This is a genomic window from Flavobacterium sp. KACC 22758, from assembly GCF_028736135.1.
GTDB classification, from domain to species: Bacteria; Bacteroidota; Bacteroidia; order Flavobacteriales; family Flavobacteriaceae; genus Flavobacterium; species Flavobacterium johnsoniae.
This window is the reverse complement of record NZ_CP117878.1, coordinates 5,206,535-5,225,872: the sequence shown is the minus strand read 5'-3', so window position 1 is coordinate 5,225,872 and position 19,338 is coordinate 5,206,535. Positions and strand designations below refer to the sequence as shown.

Annotated in this window: 17 protein-coding genes; 12 read left to right on the top strand and 5 right to left on the bottom strand. The window is 33.8% G+C overall.

Annotation, left to right across the window (positions count from 1 at the left end):
* Window positions 1–270 precede the first annotated feature (270 nt).
* Entirely contained in the window at window positions 271–1,563 is a 1,293-nt protein-coding gene (locus PQ462_RS22360) for an aminopeptidase P family protein (RefSeq protein ID WP_274251645.1), read from the bottom strand.
* A gap of 657 nt (window positions 1,564–2,220) precedes the next feature.
* On the opposite strand from PQ462_RS22360, the gene PQ462_RS22355 reads away from it, so the two are divergent.
* Together PQ462_RS22355 and PQ462_RS22350 are read left to right on the top strand one after the other, a co-directional pair.
* On the top strand, window positions 2,221–3,021 hold the full coding sequence (locus PQ462_RS22355; protein WP_274251644.1) for a TIGR02391 family protein: 801 nt from the start codon (window positions 2,221–2,223) through the stop codon (window positions 3,019–3,021).
* Between the two features lie 63 nt (window positions 3,022–3,084).
* Window positions 3,085–4,386 (top strand): hypothetical protein, encoded by a 1,302-nt coding sequence (locus tag PQ462_RS22350; RefSeq protein WP_274251643.1) that lies wholly within the window; start codon window positions 3,085–3,087, stop codon window positions 4,384–4,386.
* Between the two features lie 78 nt (window positions 4,387–4,464).
* Here the strand turns inward: PQ462_RS22350 and PQ462_RS22345 are convergent, their stop codons facing one another.
* Window positions 4,465–4,881: a helix-turn-helix domain-containing protein gene (locus PQ462_RS22345; protein WP_274251642.1), complete on the bottom strand. Its 417-nt coding sequence runs from the start codon at window positions 4,879–4,881 to the stop codon at window positions 4,465–4,467.
* Window positions 4,882–5,025: 144 nt separating this feature from the next.
* On the opposite strand from PQ462_RS22345, the gene PQ462_RS22340 reads away from it, so the two are divergent.
* From PQ462_RS22340 to PQ462_RS22315, 6 genes are read left to right on the top strand one after another with little or no spacing between them, the layout of a single operon-like run.
* Window positions 5,026–6,408 carry a polymer-forming cytoskeletal protein gene (locus tag PQ462_RS22340; protein ID WP_274251641.1) on the top strand — a complete coding sequence of 461 codons (1,383 nt, stop codon included), beginning with the start codon at window positions 5,026–5,028 and terminating at the stop codon, window positions 6,406–6,408.
* Window positions 6,409–6,414: 6 nt separating this feature from the next.
* The gene (locus PQ462_RS22335; protein ID WP_274251640.1) at window positions 6,415–7,023 is read left to right on the top strand and encodes a hypothetical protein; all 609 of its coding nucleotides are present in this window, start codon (window positions 6,415–6,417) and stop codon (window positions 7,021–7,023) included.
* Window positions 7,024–7,032: 9 nt separating this feature from the next.
* Window positions 7,033–7,437 (top strand): hypothetical protein, encoded by a 405-nt coding sequence (locus PQ462_RS22330; RefSeq protein ID WP_274251639.1) that lies wholly within the window; start codon window positions 7,033–7,035, stop codon window positions 7,435–7,437.
* Between the two features lie 30 nt (window positions 7,438–7,467).
* Window positions 7,468–7,905: a GNAT family N-acetyltransferase gene (locus PQ462_RS22325; protein WP_274251638.1), complete on the top strand. Its 438-nt coding sequence runs from the start codon at window positions 7,468–7,470 to the stop codon at window positions 7,903–7,905.
* Window positions 7,906–7,926: 21 nt separating this feature from the next.
* On the top strand, window positions 7,927–8,487 hold the full coding sequence (locus PQ462_RS22320; RefSeq protein WP_274251636.1) for a hypothetical protein: 561 nt from the start codon (window positions 7,927–7,929) through the stop codon (window positions 8,485–8,487).
* A 38-nt stretch (window positions 8,488–8,525) separates the two neighbouring features.
* Window positions 8,526–8,897 (top strand): hypothetical protein, encoded by a 372-nt coding sequence (locus PQ462_RS22315; RefSeq protein ID WP_274251635.1) that lies wholly within the window; start codon window positions 8,526–8,528, stop codon window positions 8,895–8,897.
* A 523-nt stretch (window positions 8,898–9,420) separates the two neighbouring features.
* Here PQ462_RS22315 and PQ462_RS22305 read toward each other — a convergent pair.
* Window positions 9,421–10,782, bottom strand: coding sequence for a hydroxymethylglutaryl-CoA synthase family protein (locus tag PQ462_RS22305; RefSeq protein WP_274251633.1), 1,362 nt, complete (start codon window positions 10,780–10,782; stop codon window positions 9,421–9,423).
* Window positions 10,783–11,138: 356 nt separating this feature from the next.
* Between PQ462_RS22305 and PQ462_RS22300 the strand changes: the two genes are divergently transcribed.
* From PQ462_RS22300 to PQ462_RS22290, 3 genes are all read left to right on the top strand, one after another.
* The gene (locus PQ462_RS22300; RefSeq protein ID WP_073410388.1) at window positions 11,139–11,804 is read left to right on the top strand and encodes a succinate dehydrogenase cytochrome b subunit; all 666 of its coding nucleotides are present in this window, start codon (window positions 11,139–11,141) and stop codon (window positions 11,802–11,804) included.
* 15 nt (window positions 11,805–11,819) lie between these two features.
* Window positions 11,820–13,820: a fumarate reductase/succinate dehydrogenase flavoprotein subunit gene (locus PQ462_RS22295; RefSeq protein WP_274251632.1), complete on the top strand. Its 2,001-nt coding sequence runs from the start codon at window positions 11,820–11,822 to the stop codon at window positions 13,818–13,820.
* A gap of 95 nt (window positions 13,821–13,915) precedes the next feature.
* Complete coding sequence (locus PQ462_RS22290) at window positions 13,916–14,662, top strand: succinate dehydrogenase/fumarate reductase iron-sulfur subunit (RefSeq protein WP_012022764.1); 747 nt, start codon at window positions 13,916–13,918, stop codon at window positions 14,660–14,662.
* 328 nt (window positions 14,663–14,990) lie between these two features.
* Here the strand turns inward: PQ462_RS22290 and PQ462_RS22285 are convergent, their stop codons facing one another.
* A complete protein-coding gene (locus PQ462_RS22285) occupies window positions 14,991–17,291 on the bottom strand; it encodes a family 20 glycosylhydrolase (RefSeq protein ID WP_274251631.1) in 2,301 nt (766 codons plus the stop codon).
* Between the two features lie 186 nt (window positions 17,292–17,477).
* Between PQ462_RS22285 and PQ462_RS22280 the strand changes: the two genes are divergently transcribed.
* Window positions 17,478–18,254, top strand: a complete 777-nt coding sequence (locus tag PQ462_RS22280) for a DeoR/GlpR family DNA-binding transcription regulator (protein WP_274251630.1) — start codon at window positions 17,478–17,480, stop codon at window positions 18,252–18,254.
* Here the strand turns inward: PQ462_RS22280 and PQ462_RS22275 are convergent.
* Complete coding sequence (locus PQ462_RS22275; RefSeq protein WP_274251629.1) at window positions 18,251–19,321, bottom strand: dipeptidase; 1,071 nt, start codon at window positions 19,319–19,321, stop codon at window positions 18,251–18,253. The two genes, PQ462_RS22280 and PQ462_RS22275, sit on opposite strands and share 4 nt — an antisense overlap.
* Between the last annotated feature and the right edge of the window lie 17 nt (window positions 19,322–19,338).

The window sequence follows — 19,338 nt, the reverse complement described above, 5'->3', positions numbered from 1 at the left end:
CAAAGATTAGAGAATTTTTAGTTTCTTTTGTTTTGGAAGATCAGCTTCGGAGAGGCGAAATATTTATAGAAATTCATGTATTGCCAAAACAAAAGCTCCGGCGGAGCGACATATGTTTTTCTTACAATATTATGTGTCGCTCCGCTGGAGCTCTTTTACATCAATATGATTGAATGGCTATAAATATTTCGCCCCACTCACTGGGGCTTAAAAAAGAAACACTTATAAAACAAAGGCTGTCCGAAAATATTGGACAGCCTCTTTTTTTATTTATGAATTCATCAAAGTCTCAATCTCATCTGCTTCAACAGGAATGTTACGCATTAAGTTGAAAGGTTCTCCTTTTTCCTGAACCACAACGTTGTCTTCTAAACGGATTCCGAATTTTTCTGCTGGAATGTAAATTCCTGGCTCAACCGTGAAAACCATATTTGCTTTCATTGGTTCGTGAAGCAATCCGTAATCGTGCGTATCAAGACCTAAGTGGTGAGACGTTCCGTGCATGAAATATTTTTTGTAAGCAGGCCATTCTGGATTTTCATTCTGAACATCGGCTTTGTCGATTAAGCCTAAACCAAGTAATTCAGAAGTCATGATTTTACCTACTTCAACATGGTATTGTTTCCAAAGTGTTCCAGGCGTAAGCATTTTTGTCGCTTCGTTTTTAACTCTCAAAACAGCATTATAAACCGCTTTCTGACGATCTGTAAAACGTCCAGAAACTGGAATTGTTCTCGTCATGTCGCTTGAATAATTTGCATATTCAGCCGCAACATCTAACAAAATCAAATCTCCTTCTTTACATTGCTGATTGTTTTCGATATAATGTAAAACATTTGCGTTGTTTCCAGAAGCGATAATTGGCGTATAAGCAAAACCTTTAGAACGGTTGCGGATGAATTCGTGCGCTAATTCTGCTTCGATTTCGTATTCTGTAACATTTGGTTTTACGAATCCTAATAATCTACGGAAACCCTTTTCTGTAATATCACAAGCATGCTGAATCAAATCGATTTCTTCGCTTTCCTTTACAGAACGAAGTCTTTGTAAAATTGGGTTGCTTTTTGCAACATTGTGTGCTGGATAACGCTCTTTCCACCATTTTACGAAACGAGCTTCACGAGTTTCTGTTTCAACAGTCGCACGGTAATGTTCGTTTGTATTGATGTACATCGTATCGGCATACGTCATCATTTCGTTCAAAACTTTATGAAAATCCTGTAACCAATAAACTGTTCTAATTCCAGAAACCTGAAAAGCACGTTCTTTAGTCAGTTTTTCACCTTCCCAAACTGCGATATGATCGTTTGTTTCTCTCAAGAAAAGAATTTCTCTCTGATGCTCATAAGGCGCATCTGGAAACAAAAGCAAAACGCTTTCTTCTTGATCTACACCGCTCAGATAAAAAATATCTCTATGTTGCGCAAACGGTAAAGTACTATCGGCACTAACTGGGTAAATGTCGTTTGAGTTGAATACTGCAACAGAATTAGGTTTCATTTCAGCCATGAACTTTCTGCGGTTTTTTACAAAAAGAGCGCTGTTTATTTGATGATATTTCATAATTATTTCGTTTTTGAACTTCGAATTTCAAAATTAATGATTTTTGAAGAAGTGGCGTATAATAGATTTATTAAAGTTTTCTTATTTATTGTTTTTGCCACGAAGGCGCTAAGGCGCGAAGTTTTTTTAACCGCAAAGAACGCTAAGGTTTACGCAAAGTGCGCAGGAGATTTTTGCTCGCAAAGACGCGAAGTCACAAAGTTTTTTTGTTGCAAAGAACACAAAGTTTAAGTTCTGTTTTGTCTTCCTGAGCGAAGTCGAAGGATCTTCGCAAAGTATTTCTTTAAATTGTGCTGAAATAATCTCGCAAAGTCGCTAAAGCGCAAAGTTTTTACCCAATCTTGTCATTTCGAGGAACGAGAAATCTTCGCAAGTAACTCGACAAAGATTAATAAACACAAAGTTTGTCATTCTGAGGAACGAAGAATCACACTAGAACTCGGCAAAGATTGGAAAAAATCTCAGAATCTTAATTTGGGCGTGTCCCTCCGGGTCGGGCTTTCGGCTATATCTTTTATTCCGCTCCGCTACACAAAAGGATACCGCCTCTATCCCTCACGCTTACGGTTTCATCATAAAGTTTCCTAGTAAATTTTTAAATTGTCATTCAATGATAGTATTTTGTATATTGTTGTCAGAATAATAATAAATTATTAAATGGCTATAAAATTGCATCCTCCTATTAATGGGAGTGTACTTGAAGGATTAAGTAAAATTTTAGGAGAAACAAATAAAGGATTGACAGGACCTGAAATTGCTAAATTTCTTCAAGAAGTTGGTATTCGAGATATTGATTCAGGTATTACTAAATGGAAAAGATTGTATAATGCCTTTGCTAATTATCAGAATGAAAAACAACATTCAAATAATATTTTAGCATTTATAACTAAATCGATGAATCCAGCAAGATTTGTTGGCAGAAGTGAACAATTCGAAGATTTAAGATTTGAATTAAATAAAATATTATCTTTTATAGGTTTGCAATTTTCAGAAAGAGGGAAATTTTCATTGACGGTAATTTCAACAACTATATCTGAAGCAGAACAGAAAGCAAATAAATTTAAAAGTAAGCTTCAGCAAAGAAATGTGCATGATAATATTTATGAGTTTTGTAGGGCAGAATTGTTGGCAGAAAATTATTTTCATAGCGTTTTTGAAGCAACCAAAAGCATTGCTGAAAAAATACGTCAAACAACTGGGCTTACACAAGATGGGAGCGAACTAATAGATCAGGCCTTTTCAATAAGAAATCCGTTAATAAGAATTAATGATCTTTCTACAGAAACAAAACAAAGCGAACATAAAGGATTTGCTAATTTGATAAAAGGAGTTTTCGGAATGTTTAGGAATACCACTGCACATGCTCCAAGAATAATTTGGGAAATTACTGAAGAAGATGCCTTGGATATAATGTCAACAATTTCTTTAATTCATAGGAAGTTAGAATTAGAATTTTAAAAAGTTTTTAAAATATTTTTGCAAATGATTTAATAAGAATATTGACTTAATACAATAAATTTAATGGGGTTGAAATTATCAGAAAAGAGAAAATTAGCTGGTTTATTGAATGCATTTGGAAACAAAAGCCTAAAAGATGAAGAAATAGAAATTGATTATGAAAGTAAGGAATTTGAAAATCTATTTAATGTATTGTATTTGATCCCTGAAATTAAAGAAATTTTTGATGGGGATATTTTGGCTTATGGGATAGAAAAGGAAATTTTAAAACGATTTAAGCAACTGCCAGTTAAAATTACTGAAGATGATGTTGAAGAAATAATAAATGATGTTGTAAAAGTACTTAAAAATAATTTGGCTGATCATATAATTATAGTGCCAATACAATTTGCCCAATTTAAAAATCTTATAAAAATTGAAAATCTAACATTTATTCCTAGGGATCTTTCAAGAGAAGATAAATTAAAAATCATTGCGAGAAAGGCAAAGAAAACTTTAGCAGAAACTGAATGGATAGTTGCGCACACAGAGAATTCTAGGTCTCCTGATTTTTTGAATTATCCTCTTTTATGTATTAAACAAACGCATCAGACAAGTACAGTTCATTATAATTCTTTAAATATTGCAAAAATGATTATTTATGCAATTAGATGTTTTTATTATGGCAATATAAGTAAAACATCAAAAGATAAAACATCAATTTTGGTTTCGATAAGAGAGACACAACTTAAAGAAGCAAGTCATTTAGCTATTTATTCTAAGGAAAGTTGGAGACAAAATCATAAGCCCTTAAATTTTGATGTGAGTATTCCATTTGATTTAAACTGGTTGGAAGATAAAGTAGAGGTAAGGAAATTTAGAAAATTTCTCGATAAAATATATTTTAAAGGATATTTTGACGATTTTAATATTTGTTTTCTGAACTCAATGGTTTTATTCAATGAATCTATAAAACAGAATAATTCGATTTCTACTATAATAACAATGACAATTGCAGAAAGTATTTTAACCAGAGATAAAAATGAAAAAAGATTAAGAATGTCTGCTATTATTCCTCGTTTGATGAAAGTGCCAAGAAATAAACAAAAAGAGGTAGCAATGTGTTTTGCCGAATTATATTACAAAAGAAATAATTTTGTTCATAGTGGGGAATCGGTTACTATTAATTATGATTATGAATCATCTGAACCAACGATTCTTGAAAAAGGAAGAAAAATGATTGCTCAATTAATTTTAGAATATCCAAATTTTGAAAAACTTCTTGAAAAGGAGATTCCTAAGGACAATGTAACAACTAAACAAGTGAATAGAATGAAATATTGGGAAAAATACGTGGATTCAATATTTCAAGATATTATTTACTAATCTAAATTTAGCAAAACATAAAAAAGCCGAAACTTTCAATTTGAAAATTTCGGCTTTTTCTTTTATAAAAATAAATTTCTATTTCTTATCAAGCAACTTCTCCAAAAGCGCCACTTTTTCTTTTTCAGCTTGAATTAACTGTTGGTAAAGTTTTTTATTCTCTTCATACGATTCAATAAGCTTATCAATCGGATTAAAAGTACATCCATGACTTATTACTGAAGAGCCAGTATTGTTTTCTATTTCGAAAGTATTCCCAATAATATTAAAAACAGCATCTTCAGAAAAGTTTTTTATTGCTTCCGATGTAACTCCCAAAGCTTCTGCAATTCTGGTTAATTTTTCATCATCAACGTTTTCACTTCCTTCAAGATTAGAAATAGATTGCTGACTAACGCCAAGTGCAATAGCAAGCGCTTCCTGCTTCATATCTCTCAGTTCTCTAATTCGGCTAATGTTTCGACCGATGTGTCTTGGTTTTGTTGCTGTGCTCATGATTCAAAGATATTTAAAATTCTTTTAGGTTTTTAGTTTCGGTACAAAACAAGGTTCTGTAGTATATTTCTAAAAACATTTCAAAAAGTAAAAATACAATTTTTCTGACTATCGAATTGGTTTTGAATTTAGAATTGTGTAATCTTGATATTCAAAAAATCAACTTCGATTAATACCAATAAAATGCAGACTTCCAATTTCAAATTAATTACTATAGCCGAGATCAAGAACAAATATCCTTTTTTAACTGAAGATGAAAAGTTTGATTATTTTGACGAATGGGAAGACGAAGATTTTTTTCTAACGGCAGAAGAAGATGTCAATTTTGAAGGAAGTTTTTATTTAGACCTTTATGAGGATAAGGAGAAAAAATGGCTGGCTAAATTGCTAAATCTTCCGGCTAAAAAAATCGAAGAAATAAGAATTGAAGGCATTTTTATAAATGGAAATTTCTCTGTAAATGGTTCAATTATTAATTGCGAAGGCGATTATGGTCTGTATGTTTTCATTAGCGGAAGCGTAAATTGTCAAAGTCTTTTGCTTGGCGGAGCGAATGTTGAAGTAAAAGGAAATGTTACAGCAAAAGAAGTCGTAATGACGTATTATAATCATGGAAGTTTCAATTGTTCGGGTTTGATAAATTCTCCGGTTTTTATCGTTACAGATCATAATACAGCATTTGCAGAAAGAAAAAATGATTTGTTTTATTATAATGACAGAGATGAAATTGATCCAAAAAACGAATGCGAATATGATGATGAAACCGACGAAGAAATTATCTCAAACGAACTTCGAAAATTACTCGATAATCCGTTAATTGAAACTTTTGAAGAATTAGAAAGAGATTTGGCAAGAGGCGAATTGGTTTTGAAACAAAATAATCCACCCGCTAAAACTTATAAATATTGGCATGATCGTGTTTTGGCAAATTACAGAGATCTTAAACTGGTTCAAAAAGAATTTAAAACCGAAGAACTTTGTAATCTGGCATTGAATATTACATTTCATGCTTTGCCGTTTGTCGATCAGGATTTAATAACTTCTGAACTCTGCGAAAAATTAGTAAGCAAAGATGGTTTTGCGATTCAGGTAATTCCTGATGAATTTATAACGGAAGCACTTTGTTTTAAAGCAGCCGAAAACGGTACAACTTTACGATTAATTCCAGAAGATTATTATTCGGAAGAATTGATTTTGTTAGTTTTTAAAAACGGAAGACATCAACCGGATATTAACGATGTTCCTTCTCAATTTATAACAGAAAACCTTCTTGTAGAATATGTGAAAATTGGAAAAGGATTATGGCTCGATAAAGCCTGCAAAGCAACTGGAATTGATAAGTTGCAGGTTTTAAAGCAAGTAATCGATTCTGGAATAGAATATTTAGATAATATTTTTGGAAATCATTTTAGTAAAGAAACCGTTGAATATGCTTTTTCTGTTTATAAAAATCAAGAAGATTGGAAGAAGTATGTTCAAAAATACAAACAGAAATTTGAACGACTTGGGTTGAATGAATATTTGTAACGAAGTATGAATGAAAGTGTAAAAATATTAAGAACTAAAATCTCGATTCCTTTAAACGAAGCAATTCGGCTTTTAAAGAAGAATAATGGTGATGTTATACTTTCTGAACAAGATTTTCATAATGAAAACATTAAGGAAATTTGTGAAAAAACTGAATGTGATGAAGAAACTGCACGAAAAGAATATCAAATTTGCAATTATGATGTAGCAAAAACGATTGAAAGAATTAATCAAAAACTAGTTGTTATAACTACAGGAAATAATCCTGTTTCTAAAATCGGTTTTATTTTGTGGCCGTTAAATTCAGAAGGAGAATTTTATAAAACTGAAAAAAGGAATGATGTTTTTATTCAAACTGAGGATTTTAATATTGTTATAGAAGCATTTGAATCAGTTTATCCGCTAAAAAATCGCCGAAATAATTTAATTGAAAATGAATTTGATGTTTTAGGTCATAATTTTTTTGACAACAAAACCTGTAAAGAAATCGTCAAAAAAATAAACCAGATTGAGACTGATGATGAAAAAGTCAAAATGTTTTTGAAAGATATTATTAGTTGGCTAAATGATAAATTGTTTTATGCGGATTATATTGTGGTTTATGGGAATTTGTAAATTAATGTTATGACAAATTTAGAAGAAATAAAAGTAATTATTCAGAAATATGAAAATAAAGAAGCAGAATTTTCTGATGTGACAGCAATAATTAAAAGCTTGACAGGAAAAGATGTGTCTCAAAATGATTTAGATAATTATTGGACTTATCAGGATTTAGAAAGCTTTTGTAAAGGACTAATAATTGAATCCATTGAAAATTGGAAAGATATCGATGATTCAATGGCAAGGAATCTAATACGTGAAATTTTAGATAATTTGATAGATGATTCTATTATTGCTAGAAATTCTGAAGCTTTGGAGAAACGTTATGGTAAACCGCAAGGAACTGTTGTAAGTATGATTTTTGATGAAGAACTTACAGAAGAAGAAATAGTGATAGAGTTAAAGAACAATGATATAATTCAACTTTAAAATTAATAGATATTCACTAGACTAAGAATCATGAAATCAAACCATAAAATCAGAAAAGTAGAAAATCAAGACCTAGACTTCGTCTACAAAGCAATATGCGAACTCGAAAATGAAATTTTAGATTTTGAAGTTTTCGAAACGATATTCAATGAAAACATTTCAAATCCTAGAAATGTCTATCTGATTGCCGAAAACGAAAATGAAGGTGTCGGATTTATTAGTTTTCACACCCAAAACCTCCTTCATCATTGCGGATTGGTTGGCGAAATTCAGGAGTTTTTTATTCATCAAAAATATCGTGGTCAAGGCGTTGGAAGAGTATTGATAAATGAAATTTTAGATTTTGCAGAACAAAATGAATTGAAAAGTATAGAAGTAACGACAAATAAAAAGCGAGTTGAGAATGTAGCGATTTATGAGAATTTGGGTTTTACTTTGAGTCATAATAAGTTTACGATTTATAAATAATAAAAGTTGAGAAAACAAACCATGAATACAAAACATCGCTGCTTAATTGGATTACTATTTTTTCTAATCAGTTACTTATTCTTTTCTAAACTTTTACCAAGTTTAAGCGAATCGATAGATTTTGCACATTGGTTTAATTTAATTGGGGCTTGTTTTTTGTTGTCTTTTAATGACGCATTTCCTAAAACAAAGACAAATAAAGTCGCTTCTGTTTTGACAGCTTTAGGCGTTATTGCGCATATCGGACTTTGTACAATCGATTTTATAATGTCAAGTTACGGAAATAATGAAACTGCAAAAGAAGCATTAGGGCAGCATATCAGCAATTCACCATTGATTTTTTATCCGTTTGTGGCTGTTGGTCCGTCTTTACTTTTTCTTGGTTTGGCTTTGCATGCATTTACTTTTATAAAAACAGAAACGGTAAAGTCTTTGATGGTAATTGTTGGTTCGGCTGCTGTGGGAGTTTCCTTTTTTGCTTTAAAAAATGGAATTTTGATGGTTTTGAGTTGTGCGGTTTTTGTGTTAGGACTGGGATTGCTTCTTTATAAAAACGAAGCCGAAAAAGTGCTGAACGAATAAAATTCGTATTTTCGTTTTATAATATAAAACTTAAAAGGTTGAAAAAACATATAAAATACTTAATCGCACTCTTTCTGACTTTTGTCGTGATTGCGGGAGATGGTACTTTATATTCTCAATCTAAATCGGCAGAATACTATCACTCTTCGTTTGTAGTTTTAAGAAAAGAAATAGAGCTTAAAAGTTCTCGTTTATATAAATTCGGACAAGCTGTTTTTTGGAATGAAATAAGATTTTCAATTGTTTTGAATTTTCTCAAAACCGAAACTGTTTTTACTTTTCAAATTAAGAAACTGCTGAAGATTCAAAATCTGCTTCATCAAGAACTAACATCATTTATAAATCAATCTGTTTTTATAAATGAAATAATCACTTCAAAACACTTCGCTAAAAGTTTATACAGCGCTTAAGAAAATTTATTTCTGAGCATAGATGATTCAATAATGTCTAATCATTTATCATTCTTAAAATGTATAAACAAAATAAAAATTCTCGTTTGGAGCAATCTAAGCGACCACTTCTTCATTGGATAAAAAGAAAACTTATAATCGTAATTACAGCCTTTATGCTAGGAATGGCAAACGGAATGCATACGGAAGATGCTAGAATTAAAGGAAATCAAAATTATACTGAACAGCATAAGAAGGATTGATTTTTCTAATTAGAAAATTAGTCAATGAGATAATTATAGAATGTTTTCTATTTGTTGCAACCTTTGTCAAAGTTTTAAACTTTGACAAAGGTTTTCTAGGCGCAAAGAATGTCATCCTGAGCGAAGTCGAAGGACACGCTAGTAATTCGACATGCAAAATCGCCAATCTTTGTAGAGCTACTAACGTGTCCTTCGACTTCGCTCAGGATGACAAACGGTATGGTATAAAAACAAAAAACCGAAGCAATTGCTTCGGCTTTTTTATTAGAATTTCAAATTTCTTAATCAATCCATTTATAATATCTCGCCCCAATTAAAACAGGAATCTCTTTTTCAATTCGGTCAAGAACCCATTCGTTTTTCGGAGTTCTTACGCTTTGTTTTTGTTCTTTTTTATGAAGGCTTTCGTAAGTGTTGAAATCAATTTCTGTGCTTTCGGCTAAATTTTCAAAAAGTTTTACGTTTTCTAAAGCCAATTTCCAGTCTGGCTGAATTGTTCCTTCAAAAACTTTCGATTTAGAGCCGCTTCCGTAGGCAAGGAAGCCAAATTTAGTTCCTGCAACTTCTTTGTTGGTGTCATAAAAATGAGCCAGAGTCGATAACAATCCCATAAAAATAGAACCTGTATAAAGGTTTCCAATTAATGAAGAAGCCAATTCTGCAGGTTGTAATTTCTCGGTTACAAAATTTCTGTAGTCATCAGATTTTGCTACCTCTTTAATTTTTATCTGATAATCGGCTGGTGCAATATCATCGGCGATGATTTTTTCGGCATTGTCTAAAGCATAGATTTCAGATAACATTCTTCTTCCCTGGAAAGAATATGGCAGGTGCATTACAATACTGTGCCAAGTATTGTATAATGTTTCGGTAGTGTTTTTTAATTTTTTGAATGAAAAGTAAGCATTTCGCGTACGATCCATGTAGCATTGGTTAGAATATTGTCCGTCAAAAACCGGCTGGTCTTTATGGATTTCGATTTCGGCTTCTAAATTGTCAAACCAAGAATCGTTGTTGGTGTTTTTAGTAATTTCCTCTTTTGAGATAGTCCTATATGGTTTAAAGAAATCAAAAACGCCTTTTGTGCTCGTCGCCCAATTGTCATCAAAAGCAATAATTTTTGGGTTTGAAGCAATTAACATGGCAACCGCTCCAGCTCCTTGAGTGTATTCTCCTCCTGAATTTAAATCGTATTTTGCAAAATCAGAAGTAACTACAATTGCTTTTTTAGTTGGATTCAGTTTTACAAAATCTAGACAGTTTTGCATCGCATCAACTCCACCAATACAAGCAAAAGTGAAATCTACAACATCACATTCTGCTAATGAATCTTCGCCAAATTTCTGCTCCATTAAACTAATTAAATAAGAAGCAATGGGTTTAGAGCTGTCAATACCGCTTTCGGTACCAACATAGATTCGGCTTATTTCTTTTAAATCAATTTTATTATCAATGATAAGCTTGGTTAAAGCATTTGCTCCAAAAACAACCGCGTCCTGATGAACGTCCGGGAAAGTCATTTTTAGCAATCCAAGACCTTTTTCTAATTTTTCTGGTTCAATATTTCGGGCTATTGCCAAAGTTTTTATGGGTAAATGTATGTTTGCTACATCAAACGATATAGCATCAATTCCTGTTTTCATTCTTAAATTTTTGAGCCGCTAAAGGTAAAACTATGTTGCGGAATGACAATTTTTTACTTTGATAAAATTTAAGACATAGAACACTTTTGAAGAAAACAAATCAAAACTTTGAATAAAATAACAATATGATAAATTTTTAGTAATCTACTTAGAATAGGTTTTTTCTTTTAAGGCTTGAAAAGCATTGCTTTGGGGCTTCTATAGTAAATTATTTTTAAGCAGCTTAATTATTGTACGTAAAAGTACGTATTTTTAATCTATTTTAAAATCATTATAAATAACAGCGAAATGGTTGTAGTTCTTTTGTAATTGAGTTATTTTTGTCTAATTTTTTAAAACAAACTACTTAAACACTTATGGCACAATCTGCACTATTGAATGCTTCCATCTTAAAGAAAGTAGCTATGGCTCTTTCGGGAATATTCTTAATCACGTTTTTAGCGCTGCATGTTTCCTTAAACTTTATTTCTATTTTGAGTGAAGACGTTTTTAACGAGGCTTCTCACTTTATGGGATACAATCCGCTGATACAATATGTAATGCAGCCAGTTTTGGCATTTGGAGTAATTTTCCATTTCGTAATGGGATTTGTACTTACTGCTCAAAACAGCGCGGCAAGACCAATTGCATATGCTAAATACAACGGAGCTGCAAACGCTTCTTGGAGTTCTAGAAATATGATTATTTCTGGATTGGTTATTTTGGCTTTCTTAGGATTGCATTTCTATGATTTCTGGTTTCCTGAAGTCAGCTATAAATATATAGCTGGTACAGCACCAGATGCTACAAGGTATTATGGAGAGTTAGTTCATAAATTTCAAAGCCCGGTTCGTACAGCATTATACTGTGTGTCTTTCATTCTTTTAGGATTTCACTTATGGCACGGGTTTGCATCTTCTCTTCAATCTGTAGGGATGCACAACAAATACTCTAGATTTTTAGCGAAAGTAGGTTACTGGTTTGCAGTGGTAGTTCCTGCAGCTTTCGTAATTATCGCTTTATTTCATCATTTCAAACAATAATTAATATCAATTATAATGGCATTAGATTCAAAAATTCCAAATGGTCCTATAGCGGACAAATGGACAAATTATAAAGATCATATTAATTTAGTAAACCCTGCTAACAAACGTAATTTAGATATTATTGTAGTTGGTACAGGTTTAGCTGGAGGTTCGGCTGCGGCTACTTTGGCTGAGCTAGGATATAACGTAAAAGCATTCTGCTTCCAAGATTCTCCACGTCGTGCGCACTCTATTGCTGCACAAGGAGGTATCAACGCAGCAAAAAATTATAAAGGTGATGGTGACTCAGTTTACAGATTGTTCTACGATACTGTAAAAGGAGGTGACTACCGTGCACGTGAGGCCAACGTTCACCGTTTGGCTGAAGTTTCTGCAAATATTATTGACCAATGTGTGGCTCAAGGTGTGCCATTGGCTCGTGAATACGGCGGACTTTTAGATAACCGTTCTTTTGGAGGAACTTTGGTTTCTCGTACATTTTACGCACAAGGACAAACTGGACAGCAATTATTGTTAGGAGCTTATTCTGCAATGAACCGTCAAATTGGTCGTGGAAAAATTAAAATGTACAACCGTCACGAAATGCTTGACATTGTAATCGTGAACGGAAAAGCGAGAGGTATTATCGCTCGTGACTTAATTACAGGAAAAATAGAAAGACATTCTGCTCATGCTGTAGTAATTGGTTCTGGAGGATACGGAAACGTATTTTTCCTTTCAACAAATGCTATGGGAAGTAACGCAACAGCAGCTTGGAAAATTCATAAAAAAGGAGCGTTTTTCGCAAATCCTTGTTACACACAAATTCACCCAACATGTATTCCGGTTTCAGGAGATCACCAGTCAAAACTGACTTTGATGTCTGAATCTTTACGTAATGACGGTCGTATTTGGGTACCTAAAAACTTGGAAGATGCAAAAGCTATCCGTGAAGGAAAGAAAAAAGCAACAGATTTATCTGAAGAAGAAAGAGATTATTTCTTAGAAAGAAGATATCCTGCGTTTGGTAACTTGGTTCCTCGTGACGTTGCGTCTCGTGCGGCTAAAGAAAGATGTGACGCTGGTTTTGGAGTTAACAAAACAGGTGAAGCAGTTTACTTAGATTTCGCAGCAGCAATTAAACGTTACGGAACTGAAGAAGCTTACGTAAAAGGTTTAGATGCTAATGACAGTGCTTTAGTTACTAAATTAGGAACAGCAATCGTAAAAAGTAAATACGGAAACTTATTCCAAATGTACTTGAAAATCGTTGACGAAGATCCTTATGTAACGCCAATGATGATTTATCCAGCGGTTCACTACACAATGGGTGGAACTTGGGTTGATTATAACTTAATGACTACGATTCCTGGATGTTTCTCAATTGGAGAATCTAACTTCTCTGATCACGGAGCAAACAGACTTGGAGCTTCTGCTTTAATGCAAGGTTTAGCAGATGGATATTTTGTACTTCCTTATACTATTGGAGATTATTTAGCTCCGGATATTAAAATGGGAGAAATTTCTACAGACTTACCTGAATTCGTTGAAGCTGAAAAAGCAGTTGTAGATCAAATCAATAAATTCATCAATAACAATGGTAAACATTCTGTAGATTATTTCCACAAAAAACTTGGAAAAATCATGTGGGATAAAGTAGGTATGGCTCGTAACGCTAAAGGTTTAACTGAAGCTATCGAAGAAATTGCCGCTTTACGTGAAGAGTTTTATAGAGATGTAAAAGTTCCTGGAAGCGCTTACGAATTTAATCAGGAATTAGAAAAAGCAACTCGTGTTGCCGATTTCTTAGAATTAGGAGAATTGTTCGCTAAAGATGCTTTACACCGTAACGAATCTTGTGGAGGTCACTTCCGTGAGGAATACCAGACAGAAGAAGGAGAAGCACTTCGTGACGATGAAAACTTTGCATACGTTGCTGCTTGGGAATACAAAGGAAAACCAAGTGATGCGGTATTACACAAAGAACCACTTAATTACGAAAACATTAAATTAGTACAGCGTAGCTATAAATAAGAATTTGGTCGAAAGCCCAAAGTTTTAAAGTCAAAAGGCAGAATGTGCCAAGCGACTTTCGACTTTCGACTTGATGACTTTCAAACTCAAACAGTATGAAACTTACATTAAAAATATGGCGTCAAAAAAACGCTCAAGATAAAGGAGGGATTGTAGAATATCCTATTGATGGAATCGAGCCGGATATGTCTTTCCTTGAAATGTTAGACGTTCTTAACGAAGGTTTAATTAACAAAGGAGAAGAGCCTGTAGCATTTGACCACGATTGTCGTGAAGGAATCTGCGGAATGTGCTCTTTATTCATTAACGGTGAAGCGCACGGACCAGACAGAGGTGTTACAACTTGTCAGTTACACATGCGTATGTTTAAAGATGGCGATACAATTTTTATCGAACCATTTAGAGCAAAAGCTTTCCCGGTAATTAAAGATTTAGTTGTTGATAGAAGTTCTTTTGACAGAATTCAACATGCAGGAGGATTTATCTCTGTAAATACTTCAGGAAATACAATCGACGCGAATACTATTCCAATTCCAAAAGACGACGCAGATAAATCATTTGACGCTGCAGCTTGTATTGGATGTGGAGCTTGTGTTGCAACTTGTAAAAACTCTTCGGCAATGTTATTCGTTTCTGCAAAAGTTTCTCAATATGCATTATTGCCACAAGGTAAAGTTGAAGCAACTGACCGTGTATTAAACATGGTTCACCAAATGGATTTAGAAGGTTTTGGTAACTGTACAAATACAGGAGCTTGTGAAATCGAATGTCCAAAAGGAATTTCGCTTGAAAATATCGCACGCATGAACCGTGAGTATTTAGCAGCAAGCTTGAAAGGATAATACGTACAATTTAGTATATTTAAAAAAACGCTTCCGTTACGACGGAAGCGTTTTTTGTTTGTTTATGACATTCTATAAATTTTTACCCCGGTGCTTTTTTAAGCTTCGGAGAAGCAAAATATTTATAGCAAAGAATAAATGTTTGTAATGTAAAGCTCCAGAGGAGTGACATATATTTAGATTATAAAAAACATGCCGCTCCTCTGGAGCTTTTTTGGTTGTCTTATTTAAAATCTATAAATATTTAACCCCGCTGGGGTTTGGGGATAAAATGTTATAGGTTATTACGTCGAATCAAAAGAGTTATTCTTTCATGCAATCTTTTGTTTTATTCATAATACAACTGCGATTCACTGATTTCCTGTTTTTCTTTTCCTTCCTGCTGGATAAAACAAGTTAAAGTAGTGCCTCCAATCTGATCAAAATAGCTGATGTTGATTTTATGAAATCCTTTTTCTAGTTTAACAACTCCGTAAGCTTCATTAAGCCAATGTATGCCGTCGTTGTTTACAACTAATTCATTGTCTATAAAAAGCTTCGATCCGTCATCAGAAAGCGTTGAAATTGTATAATTTGCTGTTTCTGGGATAAAGATATAGCCGTCAAATTTTAAGCCGATATAACGCTCTAATTTCGTTTTCCATTTTTCAGCACTTATTTTGCCTCCAAAAATGCCCGAATTAACAGATTTTGCCAATTCCAAATCCTGAACCTGCTGAAAAGTTCCGGTATAATAATCGAATTTCAAACCTCTTTTTGTTGGTTTTACTGCTAAGGCCGGTTTCAAATCCGGATTTCGAACTAATATTTTACTGATCGAACTTTTTTTGCCGCTCGGACTGATTTGGACTGTTTTTATAATTCGGAATTCTCCTTTTGGAATATGTATCGTTACAGGTTTAGTATAAAGTTCTGCCGTTTCATCGGGATTGTAACCATCAACTGTGTAGAAAATCTGCCCGTTTTTAATTGTGGGTTTTAAGTCTAAAATATAGTTTGATGCAATTAAAGCGGTTTCTTCAGACCCAAAAGGAATTGGAACTTTGTACATTCTTTTTTGCGCTTCCAGTTTCTCTAAATGATGCGGAATTTGATTTAGAATAAAACGGTTGTAATTTTTGTTTTTGGGTTCAGTCCACGCAATTTCGGCTAAAGCAAAAACTCTCGGATAAATCATATAATTTAATTTCGCAGGAGTTGTCAAATATTCAGACCAAAGATTAGACTGTACACCCATAATGTATTTTTGCTCCTCAACCGTTAAGCTGTCTACAGGAGTTGGATTGTAATTGTATATTTTTTCAACCGTTGTTAATCTCCCAATTGTTAACGGTTCCTGAGGAGAATAACCTTGGTTATAATCCAGATACAGCACTTGTTCCGGATTCATAATTACAAAATGCTTTTGTTTTGCGGCACTTATTCCGCCAGATTCGCCTCGCCATGACATCACGGCTGTATTTGGCGCAAGTCCGCCTTCCAGCATTTCGTCCCAGCCCAGGATTTGTCTTCCGTTTGCGTTTAGGAATTTTTCAATTCGTGTTGTTAAATAGCTTTGAAGTTCATGTTCGTCTTTTAAACCTAAAGCTGCAATTCTCTTTTGGCAGTTCGGACATTCTTTCCATCTTGCTTTTGGGCATTCGTCTCCGCCAATATGAATGTATTTACTCGGAAATAAAGCCATAACTTCGGTTAAAACATCTTCTAAAAAAGTAAAAGTTTCTTCTTTTCCGGCACAAAAAATATCTTCAAAAACGCCCCATGATTCTACAACTTTATAATTTCGATCCGGAAAACAAGATAGATTTGGATAAGCCGTTACAGCCGCAGTGGCATGACCCGGCATTTCGATTTCGGGAATAATATTTACATAATGGTCTTCGGCAAATTTTACAACGTCTTTAATTTCTTCCTGAGTATAAAATCCGCCGTATGGATTTCCATCAAAAAAATAAGGGAATCGTTCAAATTTATTGCCTACTAAAGTCTGTGCTCTTTTAGACCCGACTTCGGTAAGTTTTGGGTATTTTTTTATTTCAATTCTCCAGCCCTGATCATCGGTTAAATGCCAATGAAAATTATTTAATTTATAATACGACATTTGTGCGATAAAATCTTTTATAACATTGACAGGAAAAAAATGACGGCACACATCAAGGTGAAGTCCGCGGTAGTCGTATCTGGGCTCGTCTTCGATGGTTACAAATGGTAATTTTATTTCCTGATTTTTGGGCTGGTTCGGCAAAAGCTGCAATAAACTCTGAACCGCATAAAATAATCCCTCTTCACTTCCGGTAACGGTTATTTTTTTGGAAGAAATATTGATTTTATAGCCTTCTTTTTTTGAAGCCGGCGATGGTTTTTCGGCAATAAACAAAACTTCAATATTGCTCTTTTTATTTGGTGTATTTGCATTTACAGCCGACTCAAAAATTTGTGCAGTTTTTAATTCTTTTGCGCTGTATTTATTTTTGTCGAATGCAATTTTGATTTTTCCGTTTATGCGGATACTGTCTCCGTTTGTTTTATAAAAATTGGGAGCCGGAATTATCAAAGTGTTATCAGGAGTACTTTGCGCATTTCCGAAACAGAAACAGAAAATCAAAAGATGAAATATACTTTTTTGCATGGTTACTTTTTTGTTTTGTTAAACAAATTTAAGGTTTGTTAGTTAGTTTGCATTTTTTTTGCAAAAGGTATTTGTGTGTAAATGTCTTTAAAATAGTGTGATTAACTTTTTAATTACTTTGTGTTATAATTTGTTTCGCAAGAATATTGCATTTATTGTTTACATTTGTTCAAAAAAAGAATTCGCATGAATAATGATAATGAAGTGGTTAATTACACTAAAGAAGAACGTAAAAATCTTATTTTAAAAGAGATTAACTTGCATACTCGTGTAAGTTTTGAAACCCTTTCGGCTAAATTATTTGTTTCTGAAGATACTGTAAGACGTGATATAAATGAACTTGAGTCAGAATCTTTATTGATTAAAGTAAAAGGCGGCGCGATGACAAAAGCGTATCACCATTCTTCATCAAATCAGACTTATGCGGGCGAATCTAAACAAATTATTGCGCAAAAAACATTAGGCCTTCTTCGTGACGGAATGGTTTTACTAATTGGCGGCGGAACGACAATTAGAGAATTCATTCGTTTAATTCCTAATGATTTAAATCTGACTATTTTTACGGTTACCGTTTTGTCTGCGGTTGAACTTTTAGACAAACCCAACGTTAAAATTATCATGATTGGCGGCAGCATTTCTTCGTACAGCCAAATGTGTGTGAGCGGCGACGTTTACAATCAACTTGCTAATATTAAAGTCGATTTATTAATATTAGGAACCAATGCTTTAGATATTGAAGGCGGTTTCTCAGATTCTGACTGGGAAACGGTTCAGGTTAAAAAAGCAATGATTCAGGCTTCAGAAAAAACAGCGATTCTTACGATTTCTGAAAAACTGGATACGGTTCTAAAAATGAAAATTGCCAGCTTATCTGAGGTAGATTACGTGGTTACGGAAGTTGATCCCAGCGACGAAAAATTACAAGCGTATAAGAAGGCAGTTCCAAGTTTAGTTTTTATTTAATCCCAATTCTTCATTAAAAAATTGATCCAGTTTTGGTGAAAGATTTTATTTAAATCTTCATCAGAATAGCCGTGGTTTTTAAAAATCAGAACCAATTTTTGTAAATCAGCAATCGTATTTAAATCATACGGAGATTGTTCTGTACCAAAAGCACCATCCAAATCTGAACCTACGCCAATGTGATTCGCATTTCCGGCCAATTGACAAATGTGATCCATGTGTTTGAAAACAGTTTCAAGATTGCAATTCATTTCTAACGGCATCGAAACACCTCTTTCCCAATTTGGAACCAGCATCCACGCATCTAAAGCACCGCCAATAACGGCTCCTCTAGAAATTAAAGCTTTAATCATTTCGTCGCTGTATTGGCGATTATGATCAACCAGGCTCCTGCAATTATTATGACTTGCCCAAACGGGGCCGTTATAATGATCTAAAGCCTGCCAAAAAGCATCATCACATAAATGCGTTGCATCCAGAATAATATTCAGGCGTTCCATTTCTTTTAATAAATCAATTCCGTTTTGATTCATTTTTCCGGTTGCGTCCGTTCCGTTTGCATAACGTCCGGGGCCGTAATGTGCAGGGCCAATCGCACGTAATCCGTAATTGTAGGCTTTTTCTAAATACGAAATATCGATTATAGAATCAGCGCCTTCTAAACTCAAAATATAGCCAATTGATTTTTTATCATTTGGCGTTCCGTCGTTCCATAAATCAATTTGTTTCTGGAGTGATTTTTTATCTGTAATTTGGGTTATTTCTCCGGCTTCTTCCATGGCTTTGTACCACGCCAGCTGTCCTTGTGTTTGTGCCCAGGCTTGCTCAGTAGAATTCCAGCCCGGAATTAAACTGTCTGGTTTTACAAATCTTGCAATTTGCGTAGCTACTACAATTCCTATATTGCCTTTGCGTAAATCAGGAAATGAAACCGTTGCGCGTTCGCGGTCTGGTTTGTCGGTCATTCCTTTTTCTAAACCGCGCAGCGAGGGAACATCATTTCTTAAATCACGATTCCATTCCATTGCATTCATGCTCAGGTCTAAATGGGCATCTATTATAAACATATATTTTTGACTTAAAT